Here is a 25954-nt window from a genome sequence, read left to right on the forward strand (position 1 = left end):
AGAAAAGGGCCCCGGATTTCCGGGGCCCTTTTCTTGGGATCGGCTGGGTCAGATGACTTCCACCGGATAGCTCCCCTTCTGGATCAGTTCGCTGGCGATGCGGCCGCGGAGGCGGGCGCTGCTGGTGGGGTGGAATTCGGTGAAGGCCTTCACGCCCGCCAGGGCGTGGCGCAGGGCCTCGCCTTCCACCACGTCGGCGCACAGCATCCGGGCGTCGCCGTGGACCTTGTGCCAGCTCTCGTTGACGTAGAGCTCGGTGATGTCGCGGGCGAGCTGGGCCCAGCGGTGGCCGGACTCCACCATCCGCTCCGCGCGGACCACGGCGCTCTCCATGGCGTAGATCTCCATGAGCATGTTGCTCATGCGGGCCATGACCTCCTGGTTGTCCACCAGCTTCTGGCCCAGCACTTGGACGGCCAGCCCGGCGGCCAGCATGCACTGGCGCTTGCTGAGCTCCACGCCGTGCTTCAGGCGGGCCAGGGGGCCGGTGAAGGTCTCGGGCTTGGGCGGGTTGGAGATCTCCTTGGCCACCTGCTGGCCGAACTGCATGAGGGGCAGCTCGCCCTTCATGGCGCGCTTCAGCAGCGTCCCCGCGATGAGCAGGCGGTTGATCTCGTTGGTGCCCTCGAAGATGCGGTTGATGCGGCAGTCGCGGAGGGCCTTCTCGGGCGGGTACTCGGCGCTGAAGCCGTAGCCGCCGTAGGCCTGGACGGCCTCGTCCGCCACGAAGAACAGGGCCTCGCTGCCCCACACCTTGGAGATGCTGCACTCGATGGCGAACTCGTCGATGGCGGCCATCTTGTCCGCGCCGGCGGTGGGGCTGTCCCAGCTGGTGGCGTGCAGGGCGTCGTCGAGGTAGCCGATGGTGCGGAAGTTCAGGGCCTCGCACACGAAGATCCGCGCGGCCATGTCGGCCAGCTTCTGCTGGACCAGGCCGAACGAGTTGATGGGTTTCCCGAACTGCTGGCGCTCGGAGGTGTAGCGGATGGTGTATTCGAGGATCCGCTTCATCCCGCCCTGGCTGCCCACGCCCAGCTTGAAGCGGCCGATGTTCAGGATGCCGAACGCGATCTTGTGGCCCTTTCCGATCTCGCCCAGGAGGCGGTCCTTGGGGATGCGGCAGTTCTCCAGGATCACGGTGCGGGTGGAGCTGCCCTTGATCCCCAGCTTCTTCTCTTCCGCGCCAGTGCTGATGCCCGGGTCGGTCTTCTCCACCAGGAAGGCGCTGAACTGCTGGCCGTCCACCTTGGCGAAGATCACGAACAGGTCGGCGAATCCGGCGTTGGTGATCCACATCTTGGTGCCGTTCAGCACCCAGCTGTCGCCGTCCAGGACGGCCGTGGCCTTGGCGCCCAGGGCGTCGGAGCCGCTGCCGGCCTCGGTCAGGGCGTAGGCGGCGAGCCACTCGCCGGTGGCGAGCTTGGGCAGGTAGGCCTGCTTCTGGGCTTCGGTCCCGAAGTACACGATGGGCAGGGTGCCGATCCCGGTGTTGGCGCTGTAGCTCACCGCGAAGCTGCCCTGCTTGCTCATCTCCTCGAGGACGAGCATGGCGGTGCGCTTGTCCACGTCCATCCCGTCGTAGGCCTCGGGGATCTCCAGCCCCAGCAGGCCCAGTTCGCCGGCCTTCTTCATCAGGCCCACGGTGAGGGGCAGGTCCAGTTTGTCGATCTGCTCGTCCTTGGGCAGGACTTCGCCCTGGATGAAATCCTGCGCGGCACGGGCGAATTCCTTGGCGTCGTCGCCGAACTCCTCGGGCGTGAACTGGGGCAGGGCCCCGATGGGGGTCAGCAGGAAACTGCCTCCCTTGACCTGCTCGACGGCGGCGGTGCTCATCTCTGTCCTCCAGTTGGGGGTAGGGATCAAGATGGGGGCCGCCGGCGCTCTTGGCTAGCCTCTACCTTTGGTCAAGCGCGGTGCCCGCGTGGGGCCCCGCTCTGGTTGAATGGAGGATCGGGAGGTCGGATGCCGGAAGGCAGGCAGGTCCAGCAGATGTTCTCGGCCATCGCCGGGAAGTACGACGTCCTCAACCACGTCCTGTCCGGCGGGGCGGATTTCTGGTGGTGGTGGCGCATGGCCCGGCGCTCCGGCGCCGCGCCGGGGAAGCGCTTCCTGGACGTGGCCGCGGGAACCGGCGATTCCAGCGTCGCCCTGGCCCGCCGCGGGGCGGAGGTCGTGAGCACGGACTTCACCCACGCCATGCTGCGGCTGGGTCCGGCCAAATTCCGGCGCAAGGGCCTGGCGGAGCGGATCTGGGCCTCCAGCGACGCCGACGCCCAGCGGCTGCCCTTCCGCGACGGCAGCTTCGACGGGCTCACCATCTGCTACGGCATCCGCAATGTGGAGGACCGCGCCCGGGCCTACGCGGAATTTCTCCGCGTGCTCCGCCCCGGCGGCCAGCTCACCATCCTGGAATTCAGCACGCCCGTCTGGCCCGGCCTCAAGGCGTTCTACGACTGGTACAGCCTGCGGGTGCTGCCTCGCGTCGGCGCCTGGATCAGCGGGGACGCCTCCGCCTACACCTACCTGCCCGAGAGCATCCGCACCTTCCCCAACCAGGGTGCCCTAGCCGGGGAACTGCGGACCGCGGGCTTCCGGGAGGTGGCGTGGACCAACCTCACGGGCGGCATCGTGGCCCTGCACACGGGCGTGAAGTAGGAACCTGAAGAACGGTTAGGCGCGGTGCCGCTCGGCGACCATGCGGTCGATGGCGGACACCACCTCTTCGCTGGCCCTTTCGGCCTGCTCGAAGTGGGCGAGCACCTGCTGCTGGATGGCGGGGTCGGACTGCCAGCGCTGGTCCAGGAGGGAGACTGCCTCGTGGATGTGGCTGTGCACGCGGGCGTGGGGTTCCTCCAGGCGCCCGTAGGAGGGCAGCTGGGCGAACTCCTCGGCGCCCTTTCCGTCGTAGTACCACTCGCCGAGGCGGCAGCTCCGGGAGTCGACTTCGGCCGCCCGCGCCTCGGGGGAACCGGTGCCCTGGTTCACCACGCGGTAGCCGTTCTGCTTGAACAGGAAGTGGTCCACCTTCACCAGCGAGGCGAAGCTGACGTCCTGGGCGCGGGACATCTGGCGCAGCGACGTGCGGGCGGATTCCGCGAAGTGGTGGACCTGGTCGCGGAAGGCCGTGACCGTGTCGCGGGAACTCTCAGTGATCTCCTTGGCGCGCTGGGACTCGTCGCGGATCCGGGCGGTGCCCTGGGCGAAGGATTCCAGCGTCGCCGCGATGCTCGCCGCGGCGTCCTTGGTGTTTTCGGAGAGGGTGCGGACTTCCTCGGCCACCACTGCGAATCCCTTGCCCACTTCGCCGGCGTGGGCGGCTTCGATGGCGGCGTTGAGGGCCAGGAGGTTGGTCCGGTCCGCCACGTCGGTGATCACCTGGACGATCTGGGTGATCTCGGTGCTCTTCTCGTGGATGTGCTCGATCTGGGTGTTGGTGAGGGCCACCATCTCCGCCACGCGGTTGAGGTCGGTGACGATCCGCTCGATGGTCGCGCGGCTGCTGTCGGCCTCGGCGGCGGTGCCCCGGGAGAGGTCGCTCACGGTGCCCAGCTCCTTCGTCATGTCGAGGAGGTAGTCCTGGATGGAGCGGAGGTTCTGGATCAGGTTGCCGCTGTTCAGGTCCGTCACCTGCGCGATCAGCTTCTCCTTGAGCGCCATCCGCTGGACCTGACCGAGGCTCTCCACGGAGACGTTGATCCGCGTCATCCCGTCCTTGAAGGCCCCGTGCAGCCCCTGGTCCATGGCGAGGCGGTAGGTCTGACCGCGGCTGGCGTGGTCGAAGGCGGAGAAGACTTCGCGGAAGTACGCCTCCTGCTGGTCCAGCAGGTCGTTGAGGGCCCAGGACAGGCGCTCGGTGGCGGCGCCCTTCTTGATGCCGGTGATCCGGTGGTCCAGCTCGCCCCGGGCGGCCTCCTCCAGGTTCGAGGCCAGGCGGGCGAGGGCGACCAGGATGCGGTGGGCGGTCCACAGGGTGAACAGCAGCAGGCCCGCGATCACCGCGCCCAGGACGACCAGCGGCAGGTCCATTCCCTTCGACCCGACCGCGTAGGCGAAGCCCAGGAAAAGGACCAGCACCGCCGCGATGAGCAGGTGGATCCTAGAGCCCAAGGACAAATTCTGCATAGCTGATGCCCTTCTCTTCGAGAGTCCGATTGAGGATCGCCAGGGAAGCCTTCATGCCCGCCTGTCCGTCGCCGGCCCGGCGCTCGGCGTCGAGCAGGGTCCGGTAGAGGCCGGAGACGACCTGGACGGCTTCCGGCCGCGGCTTGCGGCGCACGGAGTAGTACCCGATCACGTTCCCCCGGCGGTCGAAGGAGGGCGTGATGTTGGCGAAGACCCAGTAGAAGCTCCCGTCCTTGGCCAGGTTCTTCACGTAGGCGCAGATCTCCTGCTGGGCCTGGAGGGTGTCCCACAGGAGCTTGAACACGACCCGGGGCATGTCCGGGTGGCGGAGGATGTTGTGGGGAGTGCCCAGCAGCTCCGCTTCCGAATAGCCCGACATGGCGATGAAGATCCGGTTGCCGTAGGTGATGATTCCCTTGAGGTCGGTCTTCGAGACGATGAAATCATCCACTCCCAGGACGCGCTCGTTCTGGGTGGGTTCGGGCCTGCTCATGGGTGGGGTCTCCACCTCCACTATCGGTAGTTTTCAGTTTTTTGCATCAGTTTTGACAACTCGAGCCGCTCAGCACAGAGGGTAGCGACCCTGCTCCATCAGGGCGGCGGCGATCCGCGCGCGGAGGCCCGACAGGGGAAGGGGCGCGGGAGCGCGCATCAGCAGCAGATCCGCCACGAGGGCATCCAGGGCCTCGCCGGAGGCCAGCTCCGCCGCCAGCATCCGGGCCTCGCCCTGGACGCGGTTCCAGGCCTCCTGCGCGTAGACCTCGGCCATGTCCCGGGCCAGGTCCGCCCAGCGGTGGCCGGAGGCCGCCATCTTCCCGGCGCGGACGGCGGCGGATTCCATGGCGTAGAGCTCCAGCAGCAGGTTGCTGATCCGGGCGGCGGCCTCCTGGTTGTCGAGGATCCGCGGTCCCTGCGCGGCCTGCGCCAGGGCGACCACCTTCAGGGCCCGGGCCTTGGCCAGGGCGACGGTCCGCAGGAGGCCGTCCTCCGGCAGGACCGGCGTTCCCGCGGCAGCCGCCGCCAGGGGCAGGCCCTCCGTTCCCCCGCAGCGCTTCAAGAACGTGCCGGCGATCAGCAGGCGGTTGATCTCGTTGGTGCCCTCGAAGATGCGGTTGATGCGGCAGTCCCGGTAGATCTTCTCGGCGGGATACTCGGCGCTGAACCCGGCGCCGCCGAAGGTCTGGACGGCGTCGTCCGCGGTGGCGAACAGGGCCTCGCTGCCCCAGACCTTCGCCATGGAGGCTTCGACGGCGTATTCCTCGATGGCCTTCATCTTGTCGGCGCCGCCAGTCTCGCTCTCCCAGCTGGTGCGGGCCAGGGCCTCGTCCAGGTAGCCGATGGTGCGGAAGTTCATGCTCTCGCCCACGAAGATCCGGACGGCCATGTTCGCCAGCTTCTGCTGGATCAGGCCGAAGGCGGCCAGCGGCTTCCCGAACTGGGTGCGTTCGCCCGCGTACTTCAGCGTGTATTCCAGGACGCGCTTCCCGGCGCCGGCGGAACTGGCGCCCAGCTTGAAGCGGCCGATGTTCAGGATCCCGAAGGCGATGCGGGCGCCCTTGCCCTTGCCGCCAAGCAGCCGATCCTCGGGGATGCGGCAGTTCTCCAGGATCACGGTGCGCGTGGAGCTGCCCTTGATCCCCATCTTCTTCTCTTCGGCGCCGGTGCTGACGCCGGGATCGGCGCGCTCCACGATGAAGGCGCTGAAGTGGGTGCCGTTGACCTTCGCGAACACCACGAACACGTCGGCGAAGCCGGCGTTGGTGATCCAGGCCTTGGTGCCGTTCAGGACCCAGTGTCCGTCCTGGAGGACCGCGGTGGTCTTGGCGCCGAGCGCGTCGGACCCGCTGCCGGCCTCGGTCAGGGCGTAGGCCGCCACCCACTCGCCGCTGGCGAGCTTCGGCAGGTACTTCGCCTTCTGGGCCTCGTTCCCGAAATAGACGATGGGCAGGGTGCCGATGCTGGTGTGGGCGCCGTAGCTGGTGGAGAAGCTGGCCTGTCGGGCCATCTCCTCGAGCACCAGGAGGGCGGTCTTCTTCTCCAGGTCCAGCCCGCCGTAGGCCTCGGGGATCTCGATTCCGAGGATGCCCAGCTCGCCCGCCTTGCGGAGCAGGTCGCGGTTCAGGTCGAGGTCCAGGTGGTCGATCTCCTCGTCCCGGGCCATGACTTCGCCGGTGACGAAATCCCGGGCCGCCTCCGCGATGGCGAGCGCTTCCTCGCTGCTCTCCTCGGGGGTGAACTGGGGCAGGGTGCCCGCCGGATGGAACATGAAACTGCCACCGCGGACGATTTCGACGCTGGTCTCGGCCATAGGGGACCTCCCGACCCCCTGATCATCTACCCGGGGTCAGGACCTCCCGACCCCCTGATCATCTACCCGGGGTCAGGGACGTGGGTCACAACCGGAAGCCCCGCCTCAGATCAGGCGCTTCTGGCCCTTCGGATGGTGCAGCACGACTTCCTTCACGCGCTCGATCCAGGTGGACCGGGCGCCCGGCTCCAGGCGCTCGTGGGGGATGGAGCGCTCGTCCAGCAGCTTGTCCACCAGCTGGTCGATGGCCTCGGCGAAGAAGGTGTCCGTATCGCGCACGCCGTCCGCCGCGAGGTGGCCGCCGAAGGGCACCTTGAACAGCAGGTCGTAGCCCTTCATCCAGTGGTGCATGAACCGCTCGATGGGGAGCTGGCGGCCGAAGGCCAGCATCATGTAGGCGTAGTTGTCGAGGACGCTGCGGTCGCAGACCACCGCGTCGTGCTGGCTGCCGGAGCGGATCTCCTCCGCCATCTGCGTCATGAAGATCCAGGTCTGGGCTTCCAGGGAGGTCTTCTGGTTGATGGGAAGGGGCGACAGCCGGGCCACTTCCTTGACGATGTCCACGTGGACGCCCTCCCGCTTGAGGGCCGCGGCCAGTTCGTAGCAGAGGGTGGTCTTGCCCACCCCGTGGGTCCCGATGAACGCGATCTTCATGCGTCCAGTATCCCGTGGGAAGGCCCGCGACGGGATGTGTTCTCCATCACCTTGGGGGCTTGGGACCGTCCCGCTGCTCGCGCCGGGCCTGCATCTCCTGCCGCATGATGGTGGCGCATTCGGGGCACACGCCGTGGGTGAACGTGGCATCGGTGTGCTCGCCCAGGTAGGCCTCGATCTGGTTCCAGTAGCCCTGGTCGTCGCGCACTTTCTTGCAGTGGCTGCAGATGGGGAGCAGGCCCGACAGCGCCCGCACCTGGCCCAGGGCCCCAGTCAGCTCCTGGATCAGCTTGTCGCGCTCCGCCTCCATCCGCCGGCGGTCGGTCACGTCCCGGGACGCGCCCTGGAGCCCCAGCACCCGCCCGTCGGGGCTGCGGACGATGCGGCTGCGCACCTCCACCTCCAGTTCACGGCCGTCCCGGTGGCGGACGGTGGCCTCGAAGGTCTCCATTTCGGGAGTCGGAGCGTCGAGGGGCAGGGTACGGGCTTCGGCGATGCGCTCGCGGAACCGCTGGGCGCCGTGGGCCGAAGGGGCGCGGTCCTCCAGGCTGAGAGCCAGGAATTCGTCCGGAGTCCAGCCCCGCTGCTGGAAGACGGAGGGGCTGATGTAGGTGAGGTTTCCCTCGGAGTCCGAGGTCCAGATGACGTCCAGGGCGTTCTCCGCCAGCAGCCGGTACTTCACCTCCTGGAAGGCCAGCCGCTCCTGGTCGGACAACTGCCGCAACCACGCGGCGCGGGCCAGCCAGCCCATGGCCACGCTGAGGGAGACGAGGGCGGCCACGGCCACGGCGGCGAACAGGGCCTCGTGGCGCCAGGCGCGGAGGTACTCCTGCTGGGCCAGGCCCACCTGCACCTGAAAGGGGGGCGCGTCGAGCTTGCGGACGCTGTAGGTGCGCCGGCGGCCGTCCAGGGTGGAATCGGCGGTGAACTGGGCGCTGCTTCCGGGGGCGAGGGCATTCTCCAGGTAGGGGCCCGCGGGGCGCTGGCCGAGGCTCCGGTCCAGCCCCTCGAAGGCGGGGTAGCGGACCAGCAGGCGCAGGTTCTCGTCCCGCAGAGAGACCGAGCCCCAGCGGCCCACGTCCACCCGCGCCATGGCCCGGGCCAGCTGCTCCGTGGCCAGGGTGGCGCAGATCGCTCCCCGGAACTCCCCGTGGGGCCCGCTGATGCGCTGGGCCAGGGTGATGGCCGGGGCTCCGCCGGCGCCCTCCCGGGCGGGCGGCGAGATGATCAGGGTGCCGTCGGCGCTCTCGCGCAGGGCGCGGAGGAAATCCGCTCCGCCCGGTGCTTCCGGGGCCGCGGCGGCCGGGACGCGGTGGACGACCCGCCCCTCCGCGTCCACCACCCGCAGGGCGTCGAGCGTGGCGAGGCGGCGGAACCGGATTCCGATGAAGGCGCCCAGCGCCGGGTCCTCGAGCCTGCCGGAGCCCCGCTGGGCTTCGTCCCGGGCGGCGAGCATCCCCAGGTTGATCTGCCGGATGGTGCCCTTGACGTTCTCCTCCAGGACCTGGGCCAGGTTCTGGGTGGTGGCGAAGGCCCGCTCCACGCTGTGCCGGTGGCTGAGATACAGCCCCCAGCCCGCCAGGCCCACGATCAGCAGGTTGAACACCACCATGCCCCACCGCATCCAGCGGGCGAAGGAGGAGGGGCTGAGGGAGTCCGGTGCGGCGGGAAAGAGCATGGTGGCTTCAGAAGAGGCTGGTTCCGTCCATGGCGAGGGGCTGCTCCACCCCCAGGAGCTTCAGAAGGGTGGGGGCCACGTCGCTGAGGGCGCCCCCGGCGCGGAGCTGGCGCGCCTCGAAGCCGGCGGCGACCAGGACCGCCGGAACGGGATTCAGCGTGTGGGCCGTGTGGGGATTGCCCTTCTCATCCCGCATGCACTCGCAGTTGCCGTGGTCCGCGGTGATGAAGAGGGCGCCCCCGGCGGCGAGGGCGGCGTCCGCGAGGCGCCCCACGGCGGCGTCCACGGCCTCGCAGGCGGTGATGGTCGCGGCCAGGTCGCCGGTGTGGCCGATCATGTCGGGGTTGGCCAGGTTGCATACCAGCAGGCGGTAGTCCTTCGATCGGATGGCCGCTTCCAGGCCCGTGGACACGTCCTGGAGGCTCATCTCCGGCTGCAGGTCGTAGGTGGCGACCTTGGGGGAGGGAACCAAGCGCCGCTCCTCCCCGACGAAGGGCGCTTCCTGTCCGCCGTTGAAGAAGTAGGTGACGTGCGCGTACTTCTCCGTCTCGGCGGTGCGGAACTGCTTCCAGCCGCGCTCCGCCACCAGCTCGCCCAGGATGCGGTCGAGGTTCTGGGGCGGGTAGGCCACGGCCGAATAGGGCGCCAGTTCGACGTCGTAGGCGGTGAAGGTGACGAGCTTCACCGCGGGCCGGTGCTTGGCTGCGAACCCGTCGAAGGCGGGATGGACCAGGGCGTGGCACAGCTGGCGGGCGCGGTCGGCGCGGAAGTTGAAGAACAGCACGCCGTCGCCGTCCGCGATGGGATGGAAGGCGTCGAGCCGGGTGGGCGCCACGAATTCGTCGGTCTCCCCCCGGCCGTAGGCGGCGGCCAGGGCGGCGAGGGCATCGGGCGCCCGGTGGGGCGCGTCGCCGTCCACGAACAGCTTCCAGGCCTGCTCGGTGCGGTCCCACCGCTTGTCCCGGTCCATGGCGGTGTAGCGCCCGCAGATGGAGCCGATGGTCACGAGCGGCGCGTCCCGGAGCTGGAAGCCCAGCCACTGGAGGTAGCCGTCGGCGCTCTTCTGGCCCGTGTCCCGCCCGTCCGTGATGGCGTGGATGGTGGTGGGGACGCCCTCCGCCTGGGCCCACTGGGCGAGGGCCGCCAGGTGGTTCTGGTGGCTGTGGACGCCGCCGTCGCTGACCAGCCCCAGCAGGTGCAGCCGCTTGCCGGAAGCCTTGAGCTCCGCGAGCAGGCCCCCGATGACCGCGTTCTCGCGGAAGGTCCCGCGGCGGATGGCGGCGTCGATCCGGGTCAGCTCCTGCCACACCACGCGGCCCGCGCCCAGGTTCATGTGGCCCACTTCGGAGTTGCCGAATTGCCCCGGCGGGAGCCCGACAGCTTCGCCGCTGGTGTGGAGCTGGGTGGTGGCGTAGGTCTTCCGCAGAGCGTTGAACCGGGGCATGTCCGCGGTGAAGGTGGCGTCGAAGGCGTTCCGGGGGCCGTCGCCGAATCCGTCGAGGATGAGGAGGGTGATGGGACCTTGGATCATGGGGCCTTCAATCATGGGTGGGTCATCCCTTTTTTGCCTGGCGCTGCTTGGCTTTCAGTCCTCGGGGAAGGTCGTCGGCCACGAATCCGATGGGGCGGTCGGGGACGCTCTCGGCCTCGTCGGCGCGGAGGGCCTTCTGGACGAGATCCATTTTCTCCTCCAGGGCCGTGATCCGGGCGGAGAGTTCGGCCTGGGCGGTGAGGATCCGCCGGGCGTCGGCGAAGGCCGGAAGTAGGGCCAGGAGCGGGGTCTCCTTCCCGGGCACCAGGCCCGTCAGAAGGGCGGCGCCGGCTTCGGTGAAGGCCATCACCGGCGCGTCGGGGATCTTCTGCCGCTCGGCGGCGGTGAGGTGGAACACCATCGATTCCGGAAAGCGCTCGGGGTGGGCCTGGATCAGGGCGGCCAGGGTGTTGGGCTCCAGCCCAAGCTGGTCCGCCACCACCCGGTCCGGCAGGACCGCCGCGTCCCGGATCCACAGCAGGCGGGACAGGATCTCGACGGGCGTGCTCATGGCACTTCCTCGCCATGGGGGTGGGACAGCAGGAACAGGACGGCCATCCGGACGGGAACGCCGTTGGTGACCTGGTCCAGGATCAGGCTCCGGGGGCCGTCGGCCACGTCGCTGGTGATCTCGAGTCCCCGGTTGATGGGGCCGGGATGGAGGACGGCCACGTCGCGCTTGGCCCGCGCCATGCGGGCGGGGTTGAGCTGGTAGAAGCGGCTGTACTCGCCCTGGCCGGGGATGTAGGCGCCGGTGCCCCGCTCGAACTGGGCGCGGAGCATCATGACGGCGTCCTGGTCGGGGAGGACGGCGTCGAAGTTGTGGCTGATCCCGATGGAGGGCCAGGTGGCCTTCAGGTCCGCCGGGACGAGGGTGGGCGGGCCCACCAGGGTGACGTGGGCGCCCATTTTGGTGAGCAGCCAGAGGTTGGACCGCACCACCCGGCTGTTGCGGATGTCGCCCACGATGGCCACGCGGAGGCCCTCCAGCTTTCCGAAGCGCTTGCGGAGGGTGTAGGCGTCCAGGAGGGCCTGGGTGGGGTGCTCGTGGGCGCCGTCGCCCGCGTTCACGATGCTGGCCTTCATGTGCCGGGCCAGCAGGGCGTGGGCGCCGGGCGCGCTGTGGCGCATGACGACCAGATCCGGATGCATGGCCTGAAGGTTCATGGCCGTGTCGATGAGGGTCTCGCCCTTGTTCAGGCTGCTGGTGTCCGCGTCGAAGTTGATGATCTCGGCGGACAGCCGCTTCTCGGCGATCTCGAAGCTGTTGCGGGTGCGGGTGCTGTTCTCGAAGAACAGGTTCACCACCAGCTTCTTGCGCAGGGCCGGGACGATCTTGATGCTGGGCCGCTCGCAGACCTCCTCGAAGGCCAGGGCCTGGTCCAGCAGGGCGGTGATGTCCCGGGGGCTGAGGGGCTCGATCCCCAGGAGGTGCTTGTGGGGGAAGACGTAGCGTTCGGCGGTCATCAGCAGGCCTCCAGGCTCACGCCGTCCTCGCCGTCGATCTCCTTCAGGCGAACGGCCACCCGGTGGCCGGGGGGCACTTCCACCTTCAGGGCCGCCAGGTCCGGCTGGATGGGCAGCTCGCGGCCGCTGCGGTCGGCCAGGACCAGCAGCATCACCCGGCGGGGCCGGCCGTGGTCGAGCAGGGCGTCGAGGGCCGCGCGGACGGTGCGGCCCGTGTAGAGCACATCGTCCACCAGAACCACCGTCCGGCCCTTGAGCGTGAAGGGAATTTCCGTGGGGCGGACGATGGGGCTGCCCACCATCTCGGTGAGGTCGTCCCGGTAGAGGGTGATGTCCAGGGCCCCGACGGGGACCCGCGCGCCGCTGGCGGCCCGCAGGAGGATCGCCAGGCGCTCGGCCAGGGGCAGCCCCCGGGAGCGGATCCCCAGCAGGACCACCTCCTCCTCCGGCTGCAGGCGGGCGCCCAGCTCCCCGGCCAGGCGGTGGAGCGCGGCGTCCATCTGGCCGGGGTCCATGGAACAGCGGCCTGGGTCGTCGGGCATGGAATCTCCGGAGGGGGATGCGCTCGGAGCCAAGTTTAGCCGAGCCCCGGGGCCGCCCGGAGCCGCGGCCCCCCTTTTCCAAGATTCAAGTCCCCAGGCCACTTCTCCGATGGCCAGATTTGAGGACGCCTCGCAATGACCCAGGACCGGCGACAGTACCGACGAATCCCCATGGAAGCGGCCCTGAGCTTCCAGGAGCTCAGTTTCCACAAGGGAGAAGCCCCTGCGACCAGCAGCTACCGGGACGTGTCCATCGGGGGCCTGCTGGTGGATTCCCCCCGGGCCTACCCCCTGGGGACCCTCCTGAAGCTGGAGATCCGGGTCCCGGGCTGGGGCCGGTTCCAGAACCACTTCGGGCCCGCCCAGGAAGCCGACGTCCGCCCGCTGGTCGCCCTCGGGACCGTCGTCCGGGTGGAACAGTTGGACGAAGGGGGATACGAATTGGGCGTGAAGTTCCAGAATGTATATCCGGACGACCTCGAAGCTCTGATGAAATTCGTGGAGGCCGCCGCGCCCTCGTCCGTCCCCCCGTCCACTCTCTGATCCGATACCCACTCCCAGGAGGCCACCCGTGAAGATCCTCATCGTGGACGATTCCTCGACGATGCGGCGCATCATCATCAACACCCTCTCCCGCATCGGTTACACCGACGTGGTCGAGGGCGAGAACGGCAAGTCCGGGCTCGAGAAGCTCGGTCAGGGCGGCGTGGAGATGATCATCACCGACTGGAACATGCCCGAGATGGACGGCCTGGAGTTCGTGAAGACCGTGCGCGGCCAGAACCCCTCGATCCCCATCCTGATGGTGACTACCAACGCCGCCAAGGAGGACATCGTGGAAGCCCTCCAGGCGGGCGTGAACAACTACGTGGTGAAGCCGTTCACCCCGGAGACCCTCAAGGAAAAGATCGAATCCCTCCTCGGGTAGGGAGGAGCCCCCATGGATCAGTCCGAGATCGACGCCCTCCTCGCCGGAGGCGGCAAGTCACCCAAGAAGCCGAAGGCGACGGCGGCGCCCGCTGCCGCGGCGGCTCCGGCCCCCGCGCCTCCAGCTCCTGCGCCCGCACCGGCCTCCGCGCCCGCCCACGAGGAGCCCCACAAGGACGGCAGCGGCCACGTCATCTCCGAGCTGGACACCGTCACCGCGGTGACCGAGCGCGAGTCCAACAAGGTGATGGACCAGCTGGACCAGATCAGCCGCCTGGTCTCCCGCCAGCAGCAGCTGATCACGGACATGATGCGCCACGAGGGGGCCCAGACCCCGGGCGTCCAGAAGGCCATCCACGAGGTGATGAGCGCGGGCAAGGAGATCCAGGACAAGGTCTTCGAGGCCATGGACCTGATGCAGTTCCAGGACATCACGCGCCAGAAGCTGGAGCGGATCGTCCACCACCTCCGCCAGATCCACGACTACATCGTCGACCTGCTGGGCACGGGCCTGAAGAGCGACACCGAGCGTCCCTCCATCAGCCACACCATCGCCCAGACCGGCACCACCCCGGACGAGAACAAGGCCCACGCGGATTCCGTCATCGAGGCCTTCCGGCAGCAGAAGAAGGGGTAGCACATGGCGGACACCACCCAGGCCCTTCTCGCCGGCGAACTGGTCCCGTCGGGCCAGCTGGTGACCTTCACCCTGGACGGGGTGGAGTTCGGCCTGGACATCGACCGCGTCCAGGAGATCACCCACCGCTCCGACGTGACGCCCGTTCCCGGCAGCCCCAGCTTCATCCTGGGCGTGATCAACCTCCGCGGGCTGATCATCCCCGTGATCGACAGCCGCGTCCGCTTCCACCTGGCGCCCCAGGAGCCCACCTCCAAGACCCGGATCATCGTCCTGCGCCTGGCCAGCGGGCCCACCGGCCTCCAGGTGGATTCCGTGGCCGAAGTGGTGCGCCTGGAGGACCACGCCCTCCGCGAGACCCCGCCGCTCGTCGCCGGCATCCGCGCCGAGTACCTGGCCGGCATGGTCACGGTAGGGAATCGGCTGATCACCCTGATCCATCTCGAGAAGCTGCTGGACAGCAGCGAGCTGAGCCGCCGCGCCGAGCTGGAGGAGCTCAGCATGGAGGGCTCCTTCGGCGGGAACGAGGGCACCGAGGAGGAAATCGAGGCCGACGGGCGGCCCTTCGTCACCTTCCGGCTGGGGACCGAATCCTTCGGGATCGCCCTCCAGCAGGTGGAAGAGATCGTCGAACTGCCCACCGTGACCAAGGTCCCCGACGCTCCGGACTACGTTCTGGGGGTGATCTGCCTGCGGGACCAGGTCATGCCGCTCATCGACCTGTCCGAGATCCTGTCCATCGAGCAGGGCGAAGGCGGGCGCCGCCGCGACATGGTGGTGCTGCTGTCCTTCGGCTCCGCCCGGATCGGCGTGGTGGTGGACGAGATCCAGGAGATCCTGCGCGTGCAGGACGACCAGATGCTGCCGCCGCCCCAGACCCTGTCCGAGGCCGAGCGCGAGCACCTGGAGGGCATCCTCCTGCTTCCCGGCCGGATGGTGAGCCTGATCAACGTCCTCAAGATCATCACCGGCGACGACCAGGAGAAGATCGCCGCCATGGGCCAGGGCCTGGGGTTGGGCGACGCCCGCACCCAGGAGACGCACCCCAGCCTCGAACTGGTGGCCTTCCGGCTCGGCCCCGAGAGCTACGGCCTGCGCCTGCACGAGGTCCGCGAGATCATCATGGTGGGCCAGATCACGCCCGTTCCCCGCGCCCCGCACTTCGTGGACGGCGTCCTGAACCTCCGCGGCGAGGTCATGCCGGTGGTGGATCTCCGCACCCGGTTCGGGCTGGAGCGCGTCGAGGCCACGTCCATCTCCCGGATCCTGATCACCAGCATCGGCGGCGTGTTCACCGGCCTGGTGGTGGACGCGGTGGATGAGGTCCGTCCCGTCGAACTCCACCGCTTCGGGCCTCCCCCCTCGGTCACCGCCGTGGGCGCCAACCGCTATATCGAGAAGGTGGCGCGGCTGGACAACGGAATGATCTTCCTGCTGGAGCTGCAGCAGCTCCTGACGGACGCCGAGACCGAACAGCTCCAGGGCCTCCAGGGGCGCCGGACCACGGCCAACAGGACGGGTGAGCCATGAGCGACTTCGCCCTCGACGATCCCAGCTTCTACGAGGATTTCCTCATCGAGGCGCAGGAGCACTTCGAGCAGATCGAGACCAACTTCCTGGCGCTGGAGGAATCCCCCGGCGACCTGGACCTGCTGAACGCCATCTTCCGCAGCATCCATACCATCAAGGGCGCCGCCGGGTTCCTGGGCCTCCAGAAGGTCCAGGCCCTCGCCCACGTCGGCGAGAGCGTGCTGGACGACCTCCGCAAGGCCCGGATGGAGCTCAACGAGCGGGTGATGGAGCTGCTGTTCGAGACCGTGGACATGCTCAAGGTCCTGGTGGACGACGTCCGCGTCCAGGTCCGGAAGCAGGGCGAGCCCGAGGATCCCGATCCCAGCGAGCTGATCCGCAGCCTGGAGGCGCTCCGCAAGGGCGGCGCCCAGGCCACGGAGGCCGCGCGCGCCGCGGCGCCCAAGGGCGAGCTACACCTCCCCTCCGCCCTCGACGGCCTCGACCCCGCGGGGAAGAAAGCCGCGGAGGCAGCGCTGGCCGAGCACAAGTCCGTCGTGGGCATCCGCGCCGAACTGGACGGCGCCATCTTCGGGACCGCCTTCAATCCCTTCTCCCTGTTCCAGATGGTGGAGCTGGTGGGACGGCTGCTCTACCGCCAAATGGTTCCCCGCCAGCCGCTGGTGGACCTGGACACCTTCGAACCCCGGAGCTTCCATCTGGACCTGGTGCTGGTCATCGAAGCCGCCGAGCCCATCGAGGAGGTCCGCCGGATCTTCGGCGCGGTGACGAACGCCACCATCGGCCTGTTCCCCCTGGGCCTCGCCGAAGCCGAAGCGCCCGCCGAGGCGGAGGCCGCGGCCGGTTCTGACGGCGCGGCCGCCCCGGAGGACCGCCGGAAGACGGGCCGTCGGGCCGCCGACGACAAGAGCGGCGCGGACACCATCCGCGTCAGCCAGGCCAAGCTCGAGCAGTTCATGAACATCGTGGCGGAGCTGATCATCAGCAAGACCATGATCAGCCACCTGGTGGAGCGCCTGACCCCCCTGGTGAACGGCCATCCAGCCGCCGGCGTGGCCAAGGAACTGGCCCACGCCTCCGTCTACCTGGACCACGTCAGCAAGGAGATCCAGGCTTCCGTCCTGGGCATCCGCATGGTGCCGGTGAAGACCGTGTTCTCGAAGTTCCCGCGGATGCTGCGCGACCTCGCCAAGGCCAGCGGGAAGAAGATCGACCTCCAGATGATCGGGGAGGACACCGAGATCGACAAGAGCATCATCGAGGAGCTGGGCGACCCGATGATCCACCTCATCCGCAACAGCGCGGACCACGGGATCGAGATGCCCGAGGTGCGCGTGAAGTCGGGCAAGCCCGAGGTGGGCACCGTCGTCCTGCGCGCCCGCCACGAGGGCGACAGCGTGATCGTGGAGATCGAGGACGACGGCAAGGGCATCGATCCCGCCGTCATCCGCGCCAAGGCCGTCGAAAAGGGGCTGATGTCCCCCGAGCGGGCCGACGCCATGGCCGACGAGGAGGTGATCGAGCTGATCTTCGCGCCGGGCTTCAGCACCGCCGCCAAGGTCACGGACATCTCCGGCCGCGGCGTGGGCATGGACGTGGTCCGCTCCAACGTGCGCAAGCTGAACGGTCGCGTGGGCGTGCGCTCCACCGTGGGCAAGGGCTCGATCTTCACCATCAAGCTGCCCCTCACCCTGGCGATCATCGACGCCCTGCTGGTGAAGAGCGGCGGCCAGGTCTTCGCCATCCCGGGCACGGCGGTGGAAGAGACCCTGATCGTCCCGCAGGAGACCGTGTCCCACCTCACCCGGCGCCAGGCCATCAACCTGCGCGGCGAAGTCCTGGGCGTCTCGCGCCTGCGCCACCTGCTGCGCTCCGCCACCGCGCCCGAGGGCGCCGAGGAAGACGGCCTGTCCGTGGTGGTGATCGCCTCCGGCGGACGCCGGATGGGGATCATCGTGGACAGCTTCGTCCGCCGGCAGGAAGTGGTCATCAAGCCCCTGGCGCCCTACCTGGCGAGCCTGCCCGGGATCAGCGGCGCCTCCATCATGGGCGACGGCGGCGTGGTGCTGATCCTCGATCCCGCCGAACTCCTGCAGCTCGCCGTCCAGGAGGCCGTGTGACCCTGGGCGGTTCTCCGGCGCCCGTGGGGGCGTCCCGGGCTGAGGGCCGGGCGGATGCTCGGGAGGCGGCGCAGCAGCGCTTCCTGACCTTCCACCTGGACGGGCGGACCTACGGCCTGCCCCTGAATCGCGTGGCCGAGATCAGCCCCTTCCGCGAGCTGAACAAGCTGCCCCACATGCCCAAGTCCGTGGAGGGGATCCTGGATCTGCGGGGGCGCGTGATCCCCGTGGTCAACCTGCGCATTCGCATGTCCCTTCCGCCCCTGGACGCTTCCAAGGTCGGGACGATCCTCGTCCTGGACCTGGAGGGCCAGCCCACGGGCCTGCTGGTGGATGGCGTGGAAGGCGTCCTCAGCGTGGGTGAAGGGGAGCTGGTTCCCGCCAGCCCGCTGCTGGCCGGCCTCGACGGCGCCTGGGCGGAGGGCTTCATCGTCCAGGGCGAGCGGGTGGTCACCCTCCTCGACGCCCTGCTGATCACCGCCCAGGGAGCGGGCCGGGCCCACACGCGCCACGCCGTGGCGGAGCGGGGGCTGGAGGAGCGCCTGGACGAGGGCCTCCGGCGGCTCATCGCCATGGCTCCCACCAAGGAGCAGGGGGGGCAGCGGGTCATGCCCCAGATCGAATCCTCCATCTCCTACACCGAGCAGGAAATGGCGAAGGTCCTCGACCGCGTGGAGGCCATGCTGGGCGGCGCCGATCGCACCTTCCGCGGCCTGGCCTACCTCAAGCAGGAGGCCGGCCTGGGCAAACTGAAGGGCCACGAGCGCAGCATCGCCGAGCTGGAGCGCACCAACCAGGAACTCCAGGACACCGTCTTCGCGCTGATCCAGCAGGTCCAGTACCAGGACATCGCCCGCCAGAAGCTGGAGCGCGTCATGGCGCACCTCAAGGGCATGCAGGTGGCGATCTCGGGCAAGTTCAGGGCCACGAAGGCGGAATAGCCGCCGCACGGAAGCGACTCCCGCTCCCCTCCCGCGCCTCCCCCGGGCACAATGGAGGTTTCGGCCCAGGAGCCCCCGTGACCAGCCAGCCCTTCACCGAAGTCCGATTCCTCGCCGGCCAGGTCGGCGAGACCGTCCGGCTGCGGGGCTGGGTCCGCAATGCCCGCACCAGCAAGACCCGCTTCATCGAGCTGCGCGACGGCTCGGGCTTCGTCCAGTGCGTGGTGGGCGCCGCCGAGGCCGATCCCGAGAGCTACGAACTGGCGGGGAAGCTGACCCAGGAAGCCGCCGTCACCGTGACGGGCGTCGTCCAGCAGCATCCCAAGACGGGCCAGCCCGAACTCCTGGTGAAGTCCCTGGAACTCGTCGGGGGCAGCCAGGACTTCCCCATCACGCCCAAGGAGCACGGCACCGAGTTCCTGATGGAGAACCGCCACCTGTGGCTGCGGAGCAAGCGCCAGTGGGCGATCCTGCGCATCCGCCACACCTTGGTGAAGGCCATCCGCGACTTCTTCGACGGCGACGGCTTCACCCTGCTCGACGCGCCCATCCTCACGCCCAGCGCCTGCGAGGGCACCAGCACCCTGTTCGGCACCGAGTATTTCCATGAGGGCATGGCCTTCCTCAGCCAGTCCGGCCAGCTCTACCAGGAGCCGGGCATCGCGGCCTTCGGGAAGGTCTACTGCTTCGGCCCCACCTTCCGCGCCGAGAAGAGCAAGACCCGCCGCCACCTCACCGAGTTCTGGATGGTGGAGCCCGAAGTGGCCTTCGCCCACCTGGACGACGTGATGGCCCTCGGCGAGCGCATGACCAAGTTCCTGATCCAGCGCGTGCTCGAGAGCCGCCAAGAGGAGCTGAAGATCCTGGAGCGGGACATCGCGCCCCTGGAGACCTCGCTGAACACCACCTTCGACCGCATGACCTACACCGAGGCCGTCGAGAAGCTGAAGGCCCTCGGCAGCGACATCCAGTGGGGCGAGGACTTCGGCAACGACGACGAGACCATCCTCATGAACGCCACGGACCGCCCCCTGTGGGTCCACCGCTTCCCGAAGGCCTTCAAGGCCTTCTACATGGAGCCGGATCCCCAGGATGCCCGCCTGGCCCTGGGCGCCGACCTGCTGGCCCCCGAAGGCTACGGCGAGGTCATCGGCGGCGGCGAGCGCGCCTCCAGCCTCCAGTACCTGCTGGACCAGATCGAGCACGAAGGCCTCACCCGCGCCGACTACGAGTGGTACCTCGACGTCCGCAAGTACGGCAGCGTCCCCCACGCCGGCTTCGGCATGGGCCTGGAGCGCGCCGTGGCGTGGATCTGCAAGCTGCCGCATGTCCGCGAAACCATCCCGTACCCCCGCATGATGGGGACGCTGCGGCCGTAAGGCGCCTCGATCGGCTCAAGAGAAAAGGATTCACCACCAAGGCTCCAAGACACCAAGTAAAAGCACTCATGCCGTTCTTGGTGTCTTGGAGCCTTGGTGGTGATTTTGTCGTTTTAGGGGCGCGTTCCCCTCACAGCTGCATCACCACGCCCGGCAGCTTCTGGATGGCTTCGCGCAGCGGGATCTCGACCTGGTCGTCGGGGAGGGTGATCCAGAAGGTGTAGCTGATGAAGGCGCCTTTGCAGTTGGCCTGGTGCTGCTCGTCCCCGTCGGGCTGGGGGCCGAGGTGGGCGAGGATCAGTTCCATCACCATCTCGGGGCGCAGCTCTGCCTGGCGTCCGATGATCTTCATGGGGACGCGGGCGGGGTAGGTGATCTCGGGGCGGCGGGATTCTTCCATCCCGCCATCCTCCCAGTTTTTTCCGTGGGGCTCAATGCGCCCCGAGCGCCCTATTCGACTTCGATTTCCCGCAGGTCCTTGCCGGGCTTGAAGCGGATGCTCTTGCCCTTGGGAATCTGGACGCTGGCGCCGGTCTTGATGTTGCGGCCCATCCCGCGCTTGCGGGGGCGGGGCTCGAAGACGCCGAAGCCGCGGATCTCGATGCGGTGCCCGTTGAGCAGGGCGTCCTTCAGGCGCTCGGTGAGCAGGTCCACCACCTGGAGGGCGGTGGCCCGGGAGCAGGGATGCACCTTCATCAGCGAATTGGCGATGTCGATCTTGATCATCTGCGACCTCGGGCCGGGGTTGGGAGGGTCAGGATACGAGGAAGGACGCCTAGCGTGCCAGCGTGATTTTCACGTCGGGGGGCGGCGGCATCGGCAAGCTGGACCCGGGAGCCGCGGGGGGAGCCGGCGGCGGGGGGGCGGGAGCGGCCGCTTCGCGGCCCAGGCCCTGGGCGATGGCCATTCCGCGCTCCATGTTGCTCCGGGCCATGTCGGCGGTGGCCATCACGCCCTCCAGGCGCAGCTTGAACTCGCCCACGTTGGTGGCCCGCAGCAGCGCCTCCTCCTCCGTGATCAGCCGCTGGCGCAGCAGGAAGTACAGGCTCTGGTCGAAGGTCTGCATCCCGTACTGGGCGGTGCCCGACGCGATGACGTCCTTCAGCATCTTGGTTTTCTCCTTGTCCTCGATGCAGGCGCGGACGGTCTCGGTGGTGACCATCACCTCCACGGCGGGAACGCGCCCCTGGCCGTCGGCGCGGGGAACCAGGCGCTGGGAGATCACGCCCTTCAGCACCGCGGCGAGCTGGAGCCGCACCTGCTTCTGGTGATGGGGCGGGAACACGGAGATGACGCGGTTAATGGTCTCGGTGGCGTCCAGCGTGTGCAGCGTGCTGAAGACCAGGTGACCCGTCTCCGCGGCGTGGAGGGCGGTCTCGATGGTCTCCAGGTCGCGCATCTCGCCCACCAGGATCACGTCCGGATCCTGGCGGAGGGCGGCGCGCAGCGCGGACGAGAAGGTCCGGCAGTCGGCCTCCACTTCCCGCTGGTTCACGATGCTGAGGTTGTCCCGGTGCAGGTACTCGATGGGATCCTCGATGGTGAGGATGTGCTCGGTGCGGCTGGCGTTGATCAGATCGATCATGGCCGCCAGGGTGGTGGACTTGCCCGAGCCCGTGGTCCCCGTCACCAGCACCAGCCCCCGCTGCTCCTCGCAGATGGTCTTCAGGGCCTTGGGCAGCATCAGGTCGTCGATGGTGTAGATCTTCCGCGGGATGACGCGCAGCACCAGGCCCACCGTCCCGCGCTGGTTGAAGATGTTGCAGCGGAAGCGGCCGAGGCTCGGCACCGAGTAGGCGATGTCGAGGTCCAGGTTCTCCTTGAACTTCGCCTTCTGCTTGTCGCTGGCCATGATCGCGTAGGCCATGGCGATGGTGTCCTCCTGAACCAGCCGCTTGAACTGGGTCATGGGGGTGAGGCGGCCCCGGATGCGGGCGATGGGGTGGTTGCCGACCTTGAGGTGGAGGTCGCTGGCGCCCTGCTCGCAGACCACCGTGAGCAGTTCGTTGATGTGCATGGCATCCCCCGCCGTAAGTCCGCTTATCTTAGACCTCCCCACATCCAAGGGAAGGGGTCGCCATCTTCCCTCGGAAATCGGCAGAATCTCTGGTAAAATCGAGGGTTCTGCCCGGGGAATGCCCGGGGCGCCCCAGGAGCCCGATGACCGCCCTCGAGAAGATCCGCAATATCGCCATCATCGCCCACGTGGACCACGGGAAGACGACCCTCGTGGACGCCCTGTTCAAGGGCGCCCACATGTTCCGGGACAACCAGCGCGTCCAGGAACGGGCGATGGACAGCAACGACCAGGAACGCGAGCGCGGCATCACCATCCTCGCCAAGACGACGGCCCTCCACTGGGGCGGCTACCGCTTCAACATCGTGGACACCCCCGGCCACGCCGACTTCGGCGGCGAAGTGGAGCGGGTGCTGTCCATGGTGGATTCGGTCCTTCTGGTGGTGGATGCCTTCGACGGTCCCATGCCTCAGACCAAGTTCGTGACCCGGAAGGCCCTGGCCCTGGGCCTGCGGCCCATCGTGGTCATCAACAAGGTCGACCGCCCCGGCGCCCGCCCCGTGTGGGCGCAGGATCAGGTCTTCGACCTGCTGATCGAGCTGGGCGCCACGGAGGAGCAGCTGGACTTCCCCTGCGTCTTCGCCAGCGCCAAGCAGGGCTACGCCATGCTGGACGTGAACGACGCCAGCGAGAACCTCGACCCGCTGTTCGACACCATCGTCAAGCACTGCCCCCACCCCAAGGGCAGTCCCGACGCCCCCCTCCAGATGCTGGTCACCCTCATGGACTGGAGCGACTTCGTCGGCCAGATCGGGATCGGCCGCATCGTGAACGGCCGGATCAAGGTGGGCGATCAGGTGGCCCTCATCAAGCGGGACGGCACCATCCAGCAGCAGAAGGTCAGCCAGCTCTACGGCTTCGAGGGGCTCACCCGCGTCCAGCTCCCGGAGGCCAGCGCCGGCGAGATCGTGGCCCTGGCGGGCATCAACGACATCCGCGTGGGCGAGACCGTCGCGGACGCGGCGAATCCCCAGGCCCTGGAGTACGTGGACATCGACGAGCCCACCATCTCGATGATGTTCATGGTCAACGCCGGACCCTTCGCGGGCCAGGACGGGAAGCACGTCCAGAGCCGCCGGATCCGCGAGCGCCTCACCAAGGAACTGCAGCACAACGTCGCCCTGCGCGTGGAGGACACGGACAGTCCCGATTCCTTCAAGGTGAGCGGCCGCGGCGAGCTGCACCTCTCCGTGCTCATCGAGACCATGCGCCGCGAGGGCTTCGAGTTGTGCGTCAGCCGGCCCGAAGTGATCCTCCACACCGACCCCGAGACCGGCGAGAAGTTGGAACCCTACGAGGACGTCACCATCGACATCCCCGAGGCCTACATGGGCGTGACCATGGAGCACATGGGCAACCGCAAGGCCGAGATGCAGGACATGGGCAACGAGGGCGGCCGGCTGCGGCTGCACTTCAAGATCCCCAGCCGCGGCCTCATCGGCTTCCGCAGCGAATTCATGACCGACACCCGCGGCGAGGGCATCCTCCACAGCTTGTTCAGCCACTACGGCCCCCACAAGGGCGACCTGCCCGGCCGCAAGAACGGCGTGCTGATCAGCATGGAAGCCTGCGAGGCCGTGGGCTTCGCCCTCATGAACCTGGAGGACCGCGGCATCATCTTCATCCACCCCGGCACCAAGTGCTACGAGGGCATGATCGTGGGCGAGCACGCCCGCGAGAACGACCTGGTGGTGAACGTCGCCAAAGGCAAGAAGCTGTCCAACATGCGCGCCAGCGGCAGCGACGAGGCCACCCGCCTCACCCCGCCGCGGGAGCACACCCTGGAGCAGGCCCTGGAGTACATCGAGGCCGACGAGCTGGTGGAAGTGACCCCCAACTTCATCCGGATGCGCAAGCGGGTGCTCGACACCAACGAGCGCAAGAAGTCCGAGAAGCGCAGCGAAGGCTAAGGGGGCCACGCCCTCTCCGAGTCCCATGGACGCCCCTTTCCAAGCCCCGGCCCGCGCCAGTTTCCGCGAGAAGCTGGGGCCGGGGGGCTTGGTTTCCTTGGGGCTGGCCGCCCTCAGTGGCTTGGCCCTGGCGGGGCTGCCATGGATCTACCGCCTGCGGCAGGTGCTGAAGGGCGCCGCCGGAGACCCGGCGGAACCCGCGGACGCCATCCTCGTCCTGGGCCGGCGCCTGGAGCGGGATCGCCTCACCCCCGTGTTCGAGGCGCGCCTGGCCCATGCGGAGGACCTGTGGCGGCGGGGCCTGGCGCCGCGGATCGTCGTGGCCGGCGGCACCACCGGCGACGCCGCGCGGAGCGAGGCCGAAGCGGGCCGGGAATGGCTCGCCGCCCGGGGCCTGCCCCCCGAGGCCGTCCTGCTGGAGGACCGCAGCCAGCACACTCTGGAGAACCTCTACAACGTCCGTGCCCACCTCCGGGCCGAAGGCTGGCGCACCCTGCTGATGGTGTCCGATCCCCTTCACCTGAGCCGCGCGCGGGCCACCGCCCGGGGTCTGGATCTGGTCGTCCAGTGCAGTCCCGCCCTGGGCTGCCCGCCCCGCGCCGGCAGCCTCCGGTGGTGGAAGCGCGCCGTTCACGAGGCCTTCCTGCTGCACTGGTACCACACCGGCATGGCCTACAGCCGCCTCGTCGGAAGCAAGCGGGCTCTGGAGCGGGTGACCTGAGTCAGCGGAATGCGACGGCGGTCTGCACCAGCACGCGCAGGGTCTCGTCCCGGGCGGAGGGTTTGCCGTTCTTGAGGAACGCGACCTGGACAGGAAACGTCTCCCGCCCCATCTCCACCGTCAGATCGAAGGGCCGTCCCTCGGCCACGCGGCCGGACTCGACGATCCAGGTGGCCCGGCTGTGCGGAGCGTCCTCCTCCACCCGAATGTCGAGGGGCTCCCGGGACACCACGCGGTAGACGCGGTCCCGGTGGGGATTGGGCAGCTCCAGCACCACCTGCCAGCGCCCATCCGGAAGGTGGTTCATCACCCCGCGCAGGCCCGGAACGCCCTGCGGATGAAGGGGCGTGCTGCTGGGCGTGACGCACGCGGACAGAACGGCGAGGGGAGCGAGCCAGAGAAAGGGGCGCATGGCGGAAGCATAACGCCGAGGCGCGCGGACTGAATGTCGCGTCCGATCGAGGGCTGCCAGACTGAATGGCTATGGCCGGCCACCTCATCCTCGTTCCCACCCCCATCGGCAATTTGGGCGACCTCACGGATCGCGCCAAGGAGGCCCTCGCGGAGGCCGACCTGGTGGCCTGCGAGGACACCCGCCGCACCGGAGGACTGCTCAAGCACCTCGGGATCGACAAGCCCCTGCTGCGCTTCGACGATCACGCGGGCGCCGCCGCCTTCGAGCGCCTGGGCCTGGAGCTGATCTCCGGCCGAACCGTGGCCTACTGCAGCGACGCGGGGATGCCCGGCATCAACGACCCCGGCTTCGAGATCGCCCGCGCGGCGCGGGCGGCGGGCGCCAAGGTGACGGTCCTTCCCGGCGCATCCGCGGTCCTGCTGGCGGTGGTGGCCTCGGGCCTCTCCACCCACGCCTTCAGCTTCTGGGGCTACCTCCCCAATCGCAGCGAGCCCCGCCGCACCCTGCTGAAGAAGCTGGGCACCGAGGAGGAGACCGTCGTCGTGTTCGAGACGCCCCACCGAATCCACGAGACCCTCGCCGACCTCGACGACCTCCTGCCCGACCGCGAGATCGCCCTGGGCCGCGAGCTGACCAAGCTGCACGAGACCTGGTACCGCGGGACGCCCGCCCAGGTGAAGACCCAACTCGGCTCCGAAGACCGCGGCGAGATGGTGCTGGTGCTGGCGGGAGCCGGGGCCAAGCGCCTGGTGACCGAAGTGGACACGGCCTTCGACGGCTCCCTCCCCGACTGGGCCCGCGCCTACCTCGCTGCCGCGAGGGAAGGCGGGATGACGCTGCGGGAGGCGGTCAAACCGCTGGCGAAGCACCTGGGCGTGCAGGCGTCGGAGCTCTACCGCATCGCATCGGAACTGTGAATCTCGCAAAGAAGGGTTTGCCACAGATGAACACGGATGAACTCAGATAAAGGACCGGGTTCCTTATCCGTGTCCATC

25 protein-coding genes are annotated in these 25954 nt (G+C 68.6%); 11 read left to right on the forward strand and 14 right to left on the reverse strand.

Annotation, left to right across the window (positions count from 1 at the left end; genetic code table 11):
* Positions 1-48: 48 nt before the first annotated feature.
* The gene (locus RAH39_RS03250) at positions 49-1833 is read right to left on the reverse strand and encodes an acyl-CoA dehydrogenase FadE (protein ID WP_306591369.1); all 1785 of its coding nucleotides are present in this window, start codon (positions 1831-1833) and stop codon (positions 49-51) included.
* 129 nt (positions 1834-1962) lie between these two features.
* Between RAH39_RS03250 and RAH39_RS03255 the strand changes: the two genes are divergently transcribed.
* Positions 1963-2655 (forward strand): class I SAM-dependent methyltransferase, encoded by a 693-nt coding sequence (locus RAH39_RS03255; RefSeq protein WP_306591370.1) that lies wholly within the window; start codon positions 1963-1965, stop codon positions 2653-2655.
* Between the two features lie 15 nt (positions 2656-2670).
* Here RAH39_RS03255 and RAH39_RS03260 read toward each other — a convergent pair whose 3' ends face one another.
* From RAH39_RS03260 to pyrR, 9 genes are all read right to left on the reverse strand, one after another.
* Complete coding sequence (locus RAH39_RS03260) at positions 2671-4122, reverse strand: methyl-accepting chemotaxis protein (RefSeq protein ID WP_306591371.1); 1452 nt, start codon at positions 4120-4122, stop codon at positions 2671-2673.
* The gene (locus tag RAH39_RS03265) at positions 4097-4615 is read right to left on the reverse strand and encodes a PAS domain-containing protein (protein ID WP_306591372.1); all 519 of its coding nucleotides are present in this window, start codon (positions 4613-4615) and stop codon (positions 4097-4099) included. The genes RAH39_RS03260 and RAH39_RS03265 overlap by 26 nt, the downstream gene beginning before the upstream one ends.
* A gap of 69 nt (positions 4616-4684) precedes the next feature.
* Entirely contained in the window at positions 4685-6430 is a 1746-nt protein-coding gene (locus RAH39_RS03270) for an acyl-CoA dehydrogenase FadE (protein ID WP_306591373.1), read from the reverse strand.
* Positions 6431-6535: 105 nt separating this feature from the next.
* Positions 6536-7084, reverse strand: a complete 549-nt coding sequence (locus RAH39_RS03275) for an ATP/GTP-binding protein (protein ID WP_306591374.1) — start codon at positions 7082-7084, stop codon at positions 6536-6538.
* 46 nt (positions 7085-7130) lie between these two features.
* The gene (locus RAH39_RS03280; protein WP_306591375.1) at positions 7131-8762 is read right to left on the reverse strand and encodes a PAS domain S-box protein; all 1632 of its coding nucleotides are present in this window, start codon (positions 8760-8762) and stop codon (positions 7131-7133) included.
* 7 nt (positions 8763-8769) lie between these two features.
* Positions 8770-10293, reverse strand: coding sequence for a 2,3-bisphosphoglycerate-independent phosphoglycerate mutase (gene gpmI / locus RAH39_RS03285; RefSeq protein ID WP_306591376.1), 1524 nt, complete (start codon positions 10291-10293; stop codon positions 8770-8772).
* Between the two features lie 22 nt (positions 10294-10315).
* A complete protein-coding gene (locus RAH39_RS03290; protein ID WP_306591377.1) occupies positions 10316-10804 on the reverse strand; it encodes an ORF6N domain-containing protein in 489 nt (162 codons plus the stop codon).
* Complete coding sequence (locus RAH39_RS03295) at positions 10801-11760, reverse strand: aspartate carbamoyltransferase catalytic subunit (protein WP_306591378.1); 960 nt, start codon at positions 11758-11760, stop codon at positions 10801-10803. Before RAH39_RS03295 ends, RAH39_RS03290 begins: the two co-directional genes overlap by 4 nt.
* Positions 11760-12302: a bifunctional pyr operon transcriptional regulator/uracil phosphoribosyltransferase PyrR gene (pyrR, locus tag RAH39_RS03300; protein WP_306591379.1), complete on the reverse strand. Its 543-nt coding sequence runs from the start codon at positions 12300-12302 to the stop codon at positions 11760-11762. Before pyrR ends, RAH39_RS03295 begins: the two co-directional genes overlap by 1 nt.
* Positions 12303-12437: 135 nt before the next feature.
* Between pyrR and RAH39_RS03305 the strand changes: the two genes are divergently transcribed.
* From RAH39_RS03305 to asnS, 7 genes are all read left to right on the forward strand, one after another.
* A complete protein-coding gene (locus tag RAH39_RS03305) occupies positions 12438-12845 on the forward strand; it encodes a PilZ domain-containing protein (RefSeq protein ID WP_306591380.1) in 408 nt (135 codons plus the stop codon).
* Positions 12846-12873: 28 nt separating this feature from the next.
* Positions 12874-13230, forward strand: coding sequence for a response regulator (locus RAH39_RS03310; RefSeq protein WP_306591381.1), 357 nt, complete (start codon positions 12874-12876; stop codon positions 13228-13230).
* A 12-nt stretch (positions 13231-13242) separates the two neighbouring features.
* Complete coding sequence (locus RAH39_RS03315; RefSeq protein WP_306591382.1) at positions 13243-13866, forward strand: hypothetical protein; 624 nt, start codon at positions 13243-13245, stop codon at positions 13864-13866.
* 3 nt (positions 13867-13869) lie between these two features.
* Positions 13870-15396 carry a chemotaxis protein CheW gene (locus tag RAH39_RS03320; protein WP_306591383.1) on the forward strand — a complete coding sequence of 509 codons (1527 nt, stop codon included), beginning with the start codon at positions 13870-13872 and terminating at the stop codon, positions 15394-15396.
* Complete coding sequence (locus RAH39_RS03325; protein WP_306591384.1) at positions 15393-17516, forward strand: chemotaxis protein CheA; 2124 nt, start codon at positions 15393-15395, stop codon at positions 17514-17516. Before RAH39_RS03320 ends, RAH39_RS03325 begins: the two co-directional genes overlap by 4 nt.
* Positions 17513-18457: a chemotaxis protein CheW gene (locus RAH39_RS03330; RefSeq protein WP_306591385.1), complete on the forward strand. Its 945-nt coding sequence runs from the start codon at positions 17513-17515 to the stop codon at positions 18455-18457. Before RAH39_RS03325 ends, RAH39_RS03330 begins: the two co-directional genes overlap by 4 nt.
* A 77-nt stretch (positions 18458-18534) precedes the next feature.
* Positions 18535-19836 carry an asparagine--tRNA ligase gene (gene asnS, locus RAH39_RS03335; RefSeq protein WP_306591386.1) on the forward strand — a complete coding sequence of 434 codons (1302 nt, stop codon included), beginning with the start codon at positions 18535-18537 and terminating at the stop codon, positions 19834-19836.
* Between the two features lie 130 nt (positions 19837-19966).
* On the opposite strand, the gene RAH39_RS03340 is transcribed toward asnS, so the two are convergent.
* Genes RAH39_RS03340 through RAH39_RS03350 form a run of 3 tightly spaced genes read right to left on the reverse strand, consistent with a single transcriptional unit; the run spans position 19967 to position 21853 of the window.
* Entirely contained in the window at positions 19967-20236 is a 270-nt protein-coding gene (locus RAH39_RS03340) for a DUF493 family protein (RefSeq protein WP_306591387.1), read from the reverse strand.
* A 50-nt stretch (positions 20237-20286) separates the two neighbouring features.
* Positions 20287-20562, reverse strand: coding sequence for an HU family DNA-binding protein (locus RAH39_RS03345; RefSeq protein ID WP_306247344.1), 276 nt, complete (start codon positions 20560-20562; stop codon positions 20287-20289).
* 49 nt (positions 20563-20611) lie between these two features.
* Positions 20612-21853 carry a type IV pilus twitching motility protein PilT gene (locus RAH39_RS03350; protein ID WP_306591388.1) on the reverse strand — a complete coding sequence of 414 codons (1242 nt, stop codon included), beginning with the start codon at positions 21851-21853 and terminating at the stop codon, positions 20612-20614.
* Between the two features lie 143 nt (positions 21854-21996).
* Here RAH39_RS03350 and typA point away from each other — a divergent pair, with 143 nt between their 5' ends.
* Both typA and RAH39_RS03360 read left to right on the forward strand, forming a co-directional pair.
* The gene (gene typA / locus RAH39_RS03355) at positions 21997-23823 is read left to right on the forward strand and encodes a translational GTPase TypA (protein WP_306591389.1); all 1827 of its coding nucleotides are present in this window, start codon (positions 21997-21999) and stop codon (positions 23821-23823) included.
* A gap of 25 nt (positions 23824-23848) precedes the next feature.
* On the forward strand, positions 23849-24544 hold the full coding sequence (locus RAH39_RS03360) for a YdcF family protein (RefSeq protein WP_306591390.1): 696 nt from the start codon (positions 23849-23851) through the stop codon (positions 24542-24544).
* A 1-nt stretch (position 24545) separates the two neighbouring features.
* Here RAH39_RS03360 and RAH39_RS03365 read toward each other — a convergent pair whose 3' ends face one another.
* Positions 24546-24956, reverse strand: a complete 411-nt coding sequence (locus tag RAH39_RS03365) for a hypothetical protein (RefSeq protein WP_306591391.1) — start codon at positions 24954-24956, stop codon at positions 24546-24548.
* A gap of 71 nt (positions 24957-25027) precedes the next feature.
* Here RAH39_RS03365 and rsmI point away from each other — a divergent pair, with 71 nt between their 5' ends.
* A complete protein-coding gene (rsmI, locus tag RAH39_RS03370; protein ID WP_306591392.1) occupies positions 25028-25876 on the forward strand; it encodes a 16S rRNA (cytidine(1402)-2'-O)-methyltransferase in 849 nt (282 codons plus the stop codon).
* Positions 25877-25954: the final 78 nt, after the last annotated feature.

Source organism: Geothrix sp. 21YS21S-4 (genome assembly GCF_030845995.1).
GTDB lineage: Bacteria > Acidobacteriota > Holophagae > Holophagales > Holophagaceae > Geothrix.

Excerpts from the sequence above, each read along its gene's own strand:
- RAH39_RS03250 (WP_306591369.1), bottom strand. The coding sequence starts at position 1,833 with ATGAGCACCGCCGCCGTCGAGCAGGTCAAGGGAGGCAGTTTCCTGCTG.
- RAH39_RS03255 (WP_306591370.1), top strand. The coding sequence starts at position 1,963 with ATGCCGGAAGGCAGGCAGGTCCAGCAGATGTTCTCGGCCATCGCCGGG.
- RAH39_RS03260 (WP_306591371.1), bottom strand. The coding sequence starts at position 4,122 with ATGCAGAATTTGTCCTTGGGCTCTAGGATCCACCTGCTCATCGCGGCG.
- RAH39_RS03265 (WP_306591372.1), bottom strand. The coding sequence starts at position 4,615 with ATGAGCAGGCCCGAACCCACCCAGAACGAGCGCGTCCTGGGAGTGGAT.
- RAH39_RS03270 (WP_306591373.1), bottom strand. The coding sequence starts at position 6,430 with ATGGCCGAGACCAGCGTCGAAATCGTCCGCGGTGGCAGTTTCATGTTC.
- RAH39_RS03275 (WP_306591374.1), bottom strand. The coding sequence starts at position 7,084 with ATGAAGATCGCGTTCATCGGGACCCACGGGGTGGGCAAGACCACCCTC.
- RAH39_RS03280 (WP_306591375.1), bottom strand. The coding sequence starts at position 8,762 with ATGCTCTTTCCCGCCGCACCGGACTCCCTCAGCCCCTCCTCCTTCGCC.
- gpmI (WP_306591376.1), bottom strand. The coding sequence starts at position 10,293 with ATGATCCAAGGTCCCATCACCCTCCTCATCCTCGACGGATTCGGCGAC.
- RAH39_RS03290 (WP_306591377.1), bottom strand. The coding sequence starts at position 10,804 with ATGAGCACGCCCGTCGAGATCCTGTCCCGCCTGCTGTGGATCCGGGAC.
- RAH39_RS03295 (WP_306591378.1), bottom strand. The coding sequence starts at position 11,760 with ATGACCGCCGAACGCTACGTCTTCCCCCACAAGCACCTCCTGGGGATC.
- pyrR (WP_306591379.1), bottom strand. The coding sequence starts at position 12,302 with ATGCCCGACGACCCAGGCCGCTGTTCCATGGACCCCGGCCAGATGGAC.
- RAH39_RS03305 (WP_306591380.1), top strand. The coding sequence starts at position 12,438 with ATGACCCAGGACCGGCGACAGTACCGACGAATCCCCATGGAAGCGGCC.
- RAH39_RS03315 (WP_306591382.1), top strand. The coding sequence starts at position 13,243 with ATGGATCAGTCCGAGATCGACGCCCTCCTCGCCGGAGGCGGCAAGTCA.
- RAH39_RS03320 (WP_306591383.1), top strand. The coding sequence starts at position 13,870 with ATGGCGGACACCACCCAGGCCCTTCTCGCCGGCGAACTGGTCCCGTCG.
- RAH39_RS03325 (WP_306591384.1), top strand. The coding sequence starts at position 15,393 with ATGAGCGACTTCGCCCTCGACGATCCCAGCTTCTACGAGGATTTCCTC.
- RAH39_RS03340 (WP_306591387.1), bottom strand. The coding sequence starts at position 20,236 with ATGGAAGAATCCCGCCGCCCCGAGATCACCTACCCCGCCCGCGTCCCC.
- RAH39_RS03345 (WP_306247344.1), bottom strand. The coding sequence starts at position 20,562 with ATGATCAAGATCGACATCGCCAATTCGCTGATGAAGGTGCATCCCTGC.
- RAH39_RS03350 (WP_306591388.1), bottom strand. The coding sequence starts at position 21,853 with ATGCACATCAACGAACTGCTCACGGTGGTCTGCGAGCAGGGCGCCAGC.
- typA (WP_306591389.1), top strand. The coding sequence starts at position 21,997 with ATGACCGCCCTCGAGAAGATCCGCAATATCGCCATCATCGCCCACGTG.
- RAH39_RS03360 (WP_306591390.1), top strand. The coding sequence starts at position 23,849 with ATGGACGCCCCTTTCCAAGCCCCGGCCCGCGCCAGTTTCCGCGAGAAG.
- RAH39_RS03365 (WP_306591391.1), bottom strand. The coding sequence starts at position 24,956 with ATGCGCCCCTTTCTCTGGCTCGCTCCCCTCGCCGTTCTGTCCGCGTGC.
- rsmI (WP_306591392.1), top strand. The coding sequence starts at position 25,028 with ATGGCCGGCCACCTCATCCTCGTTCCCACCCCCATCGGCAATTTGGGC.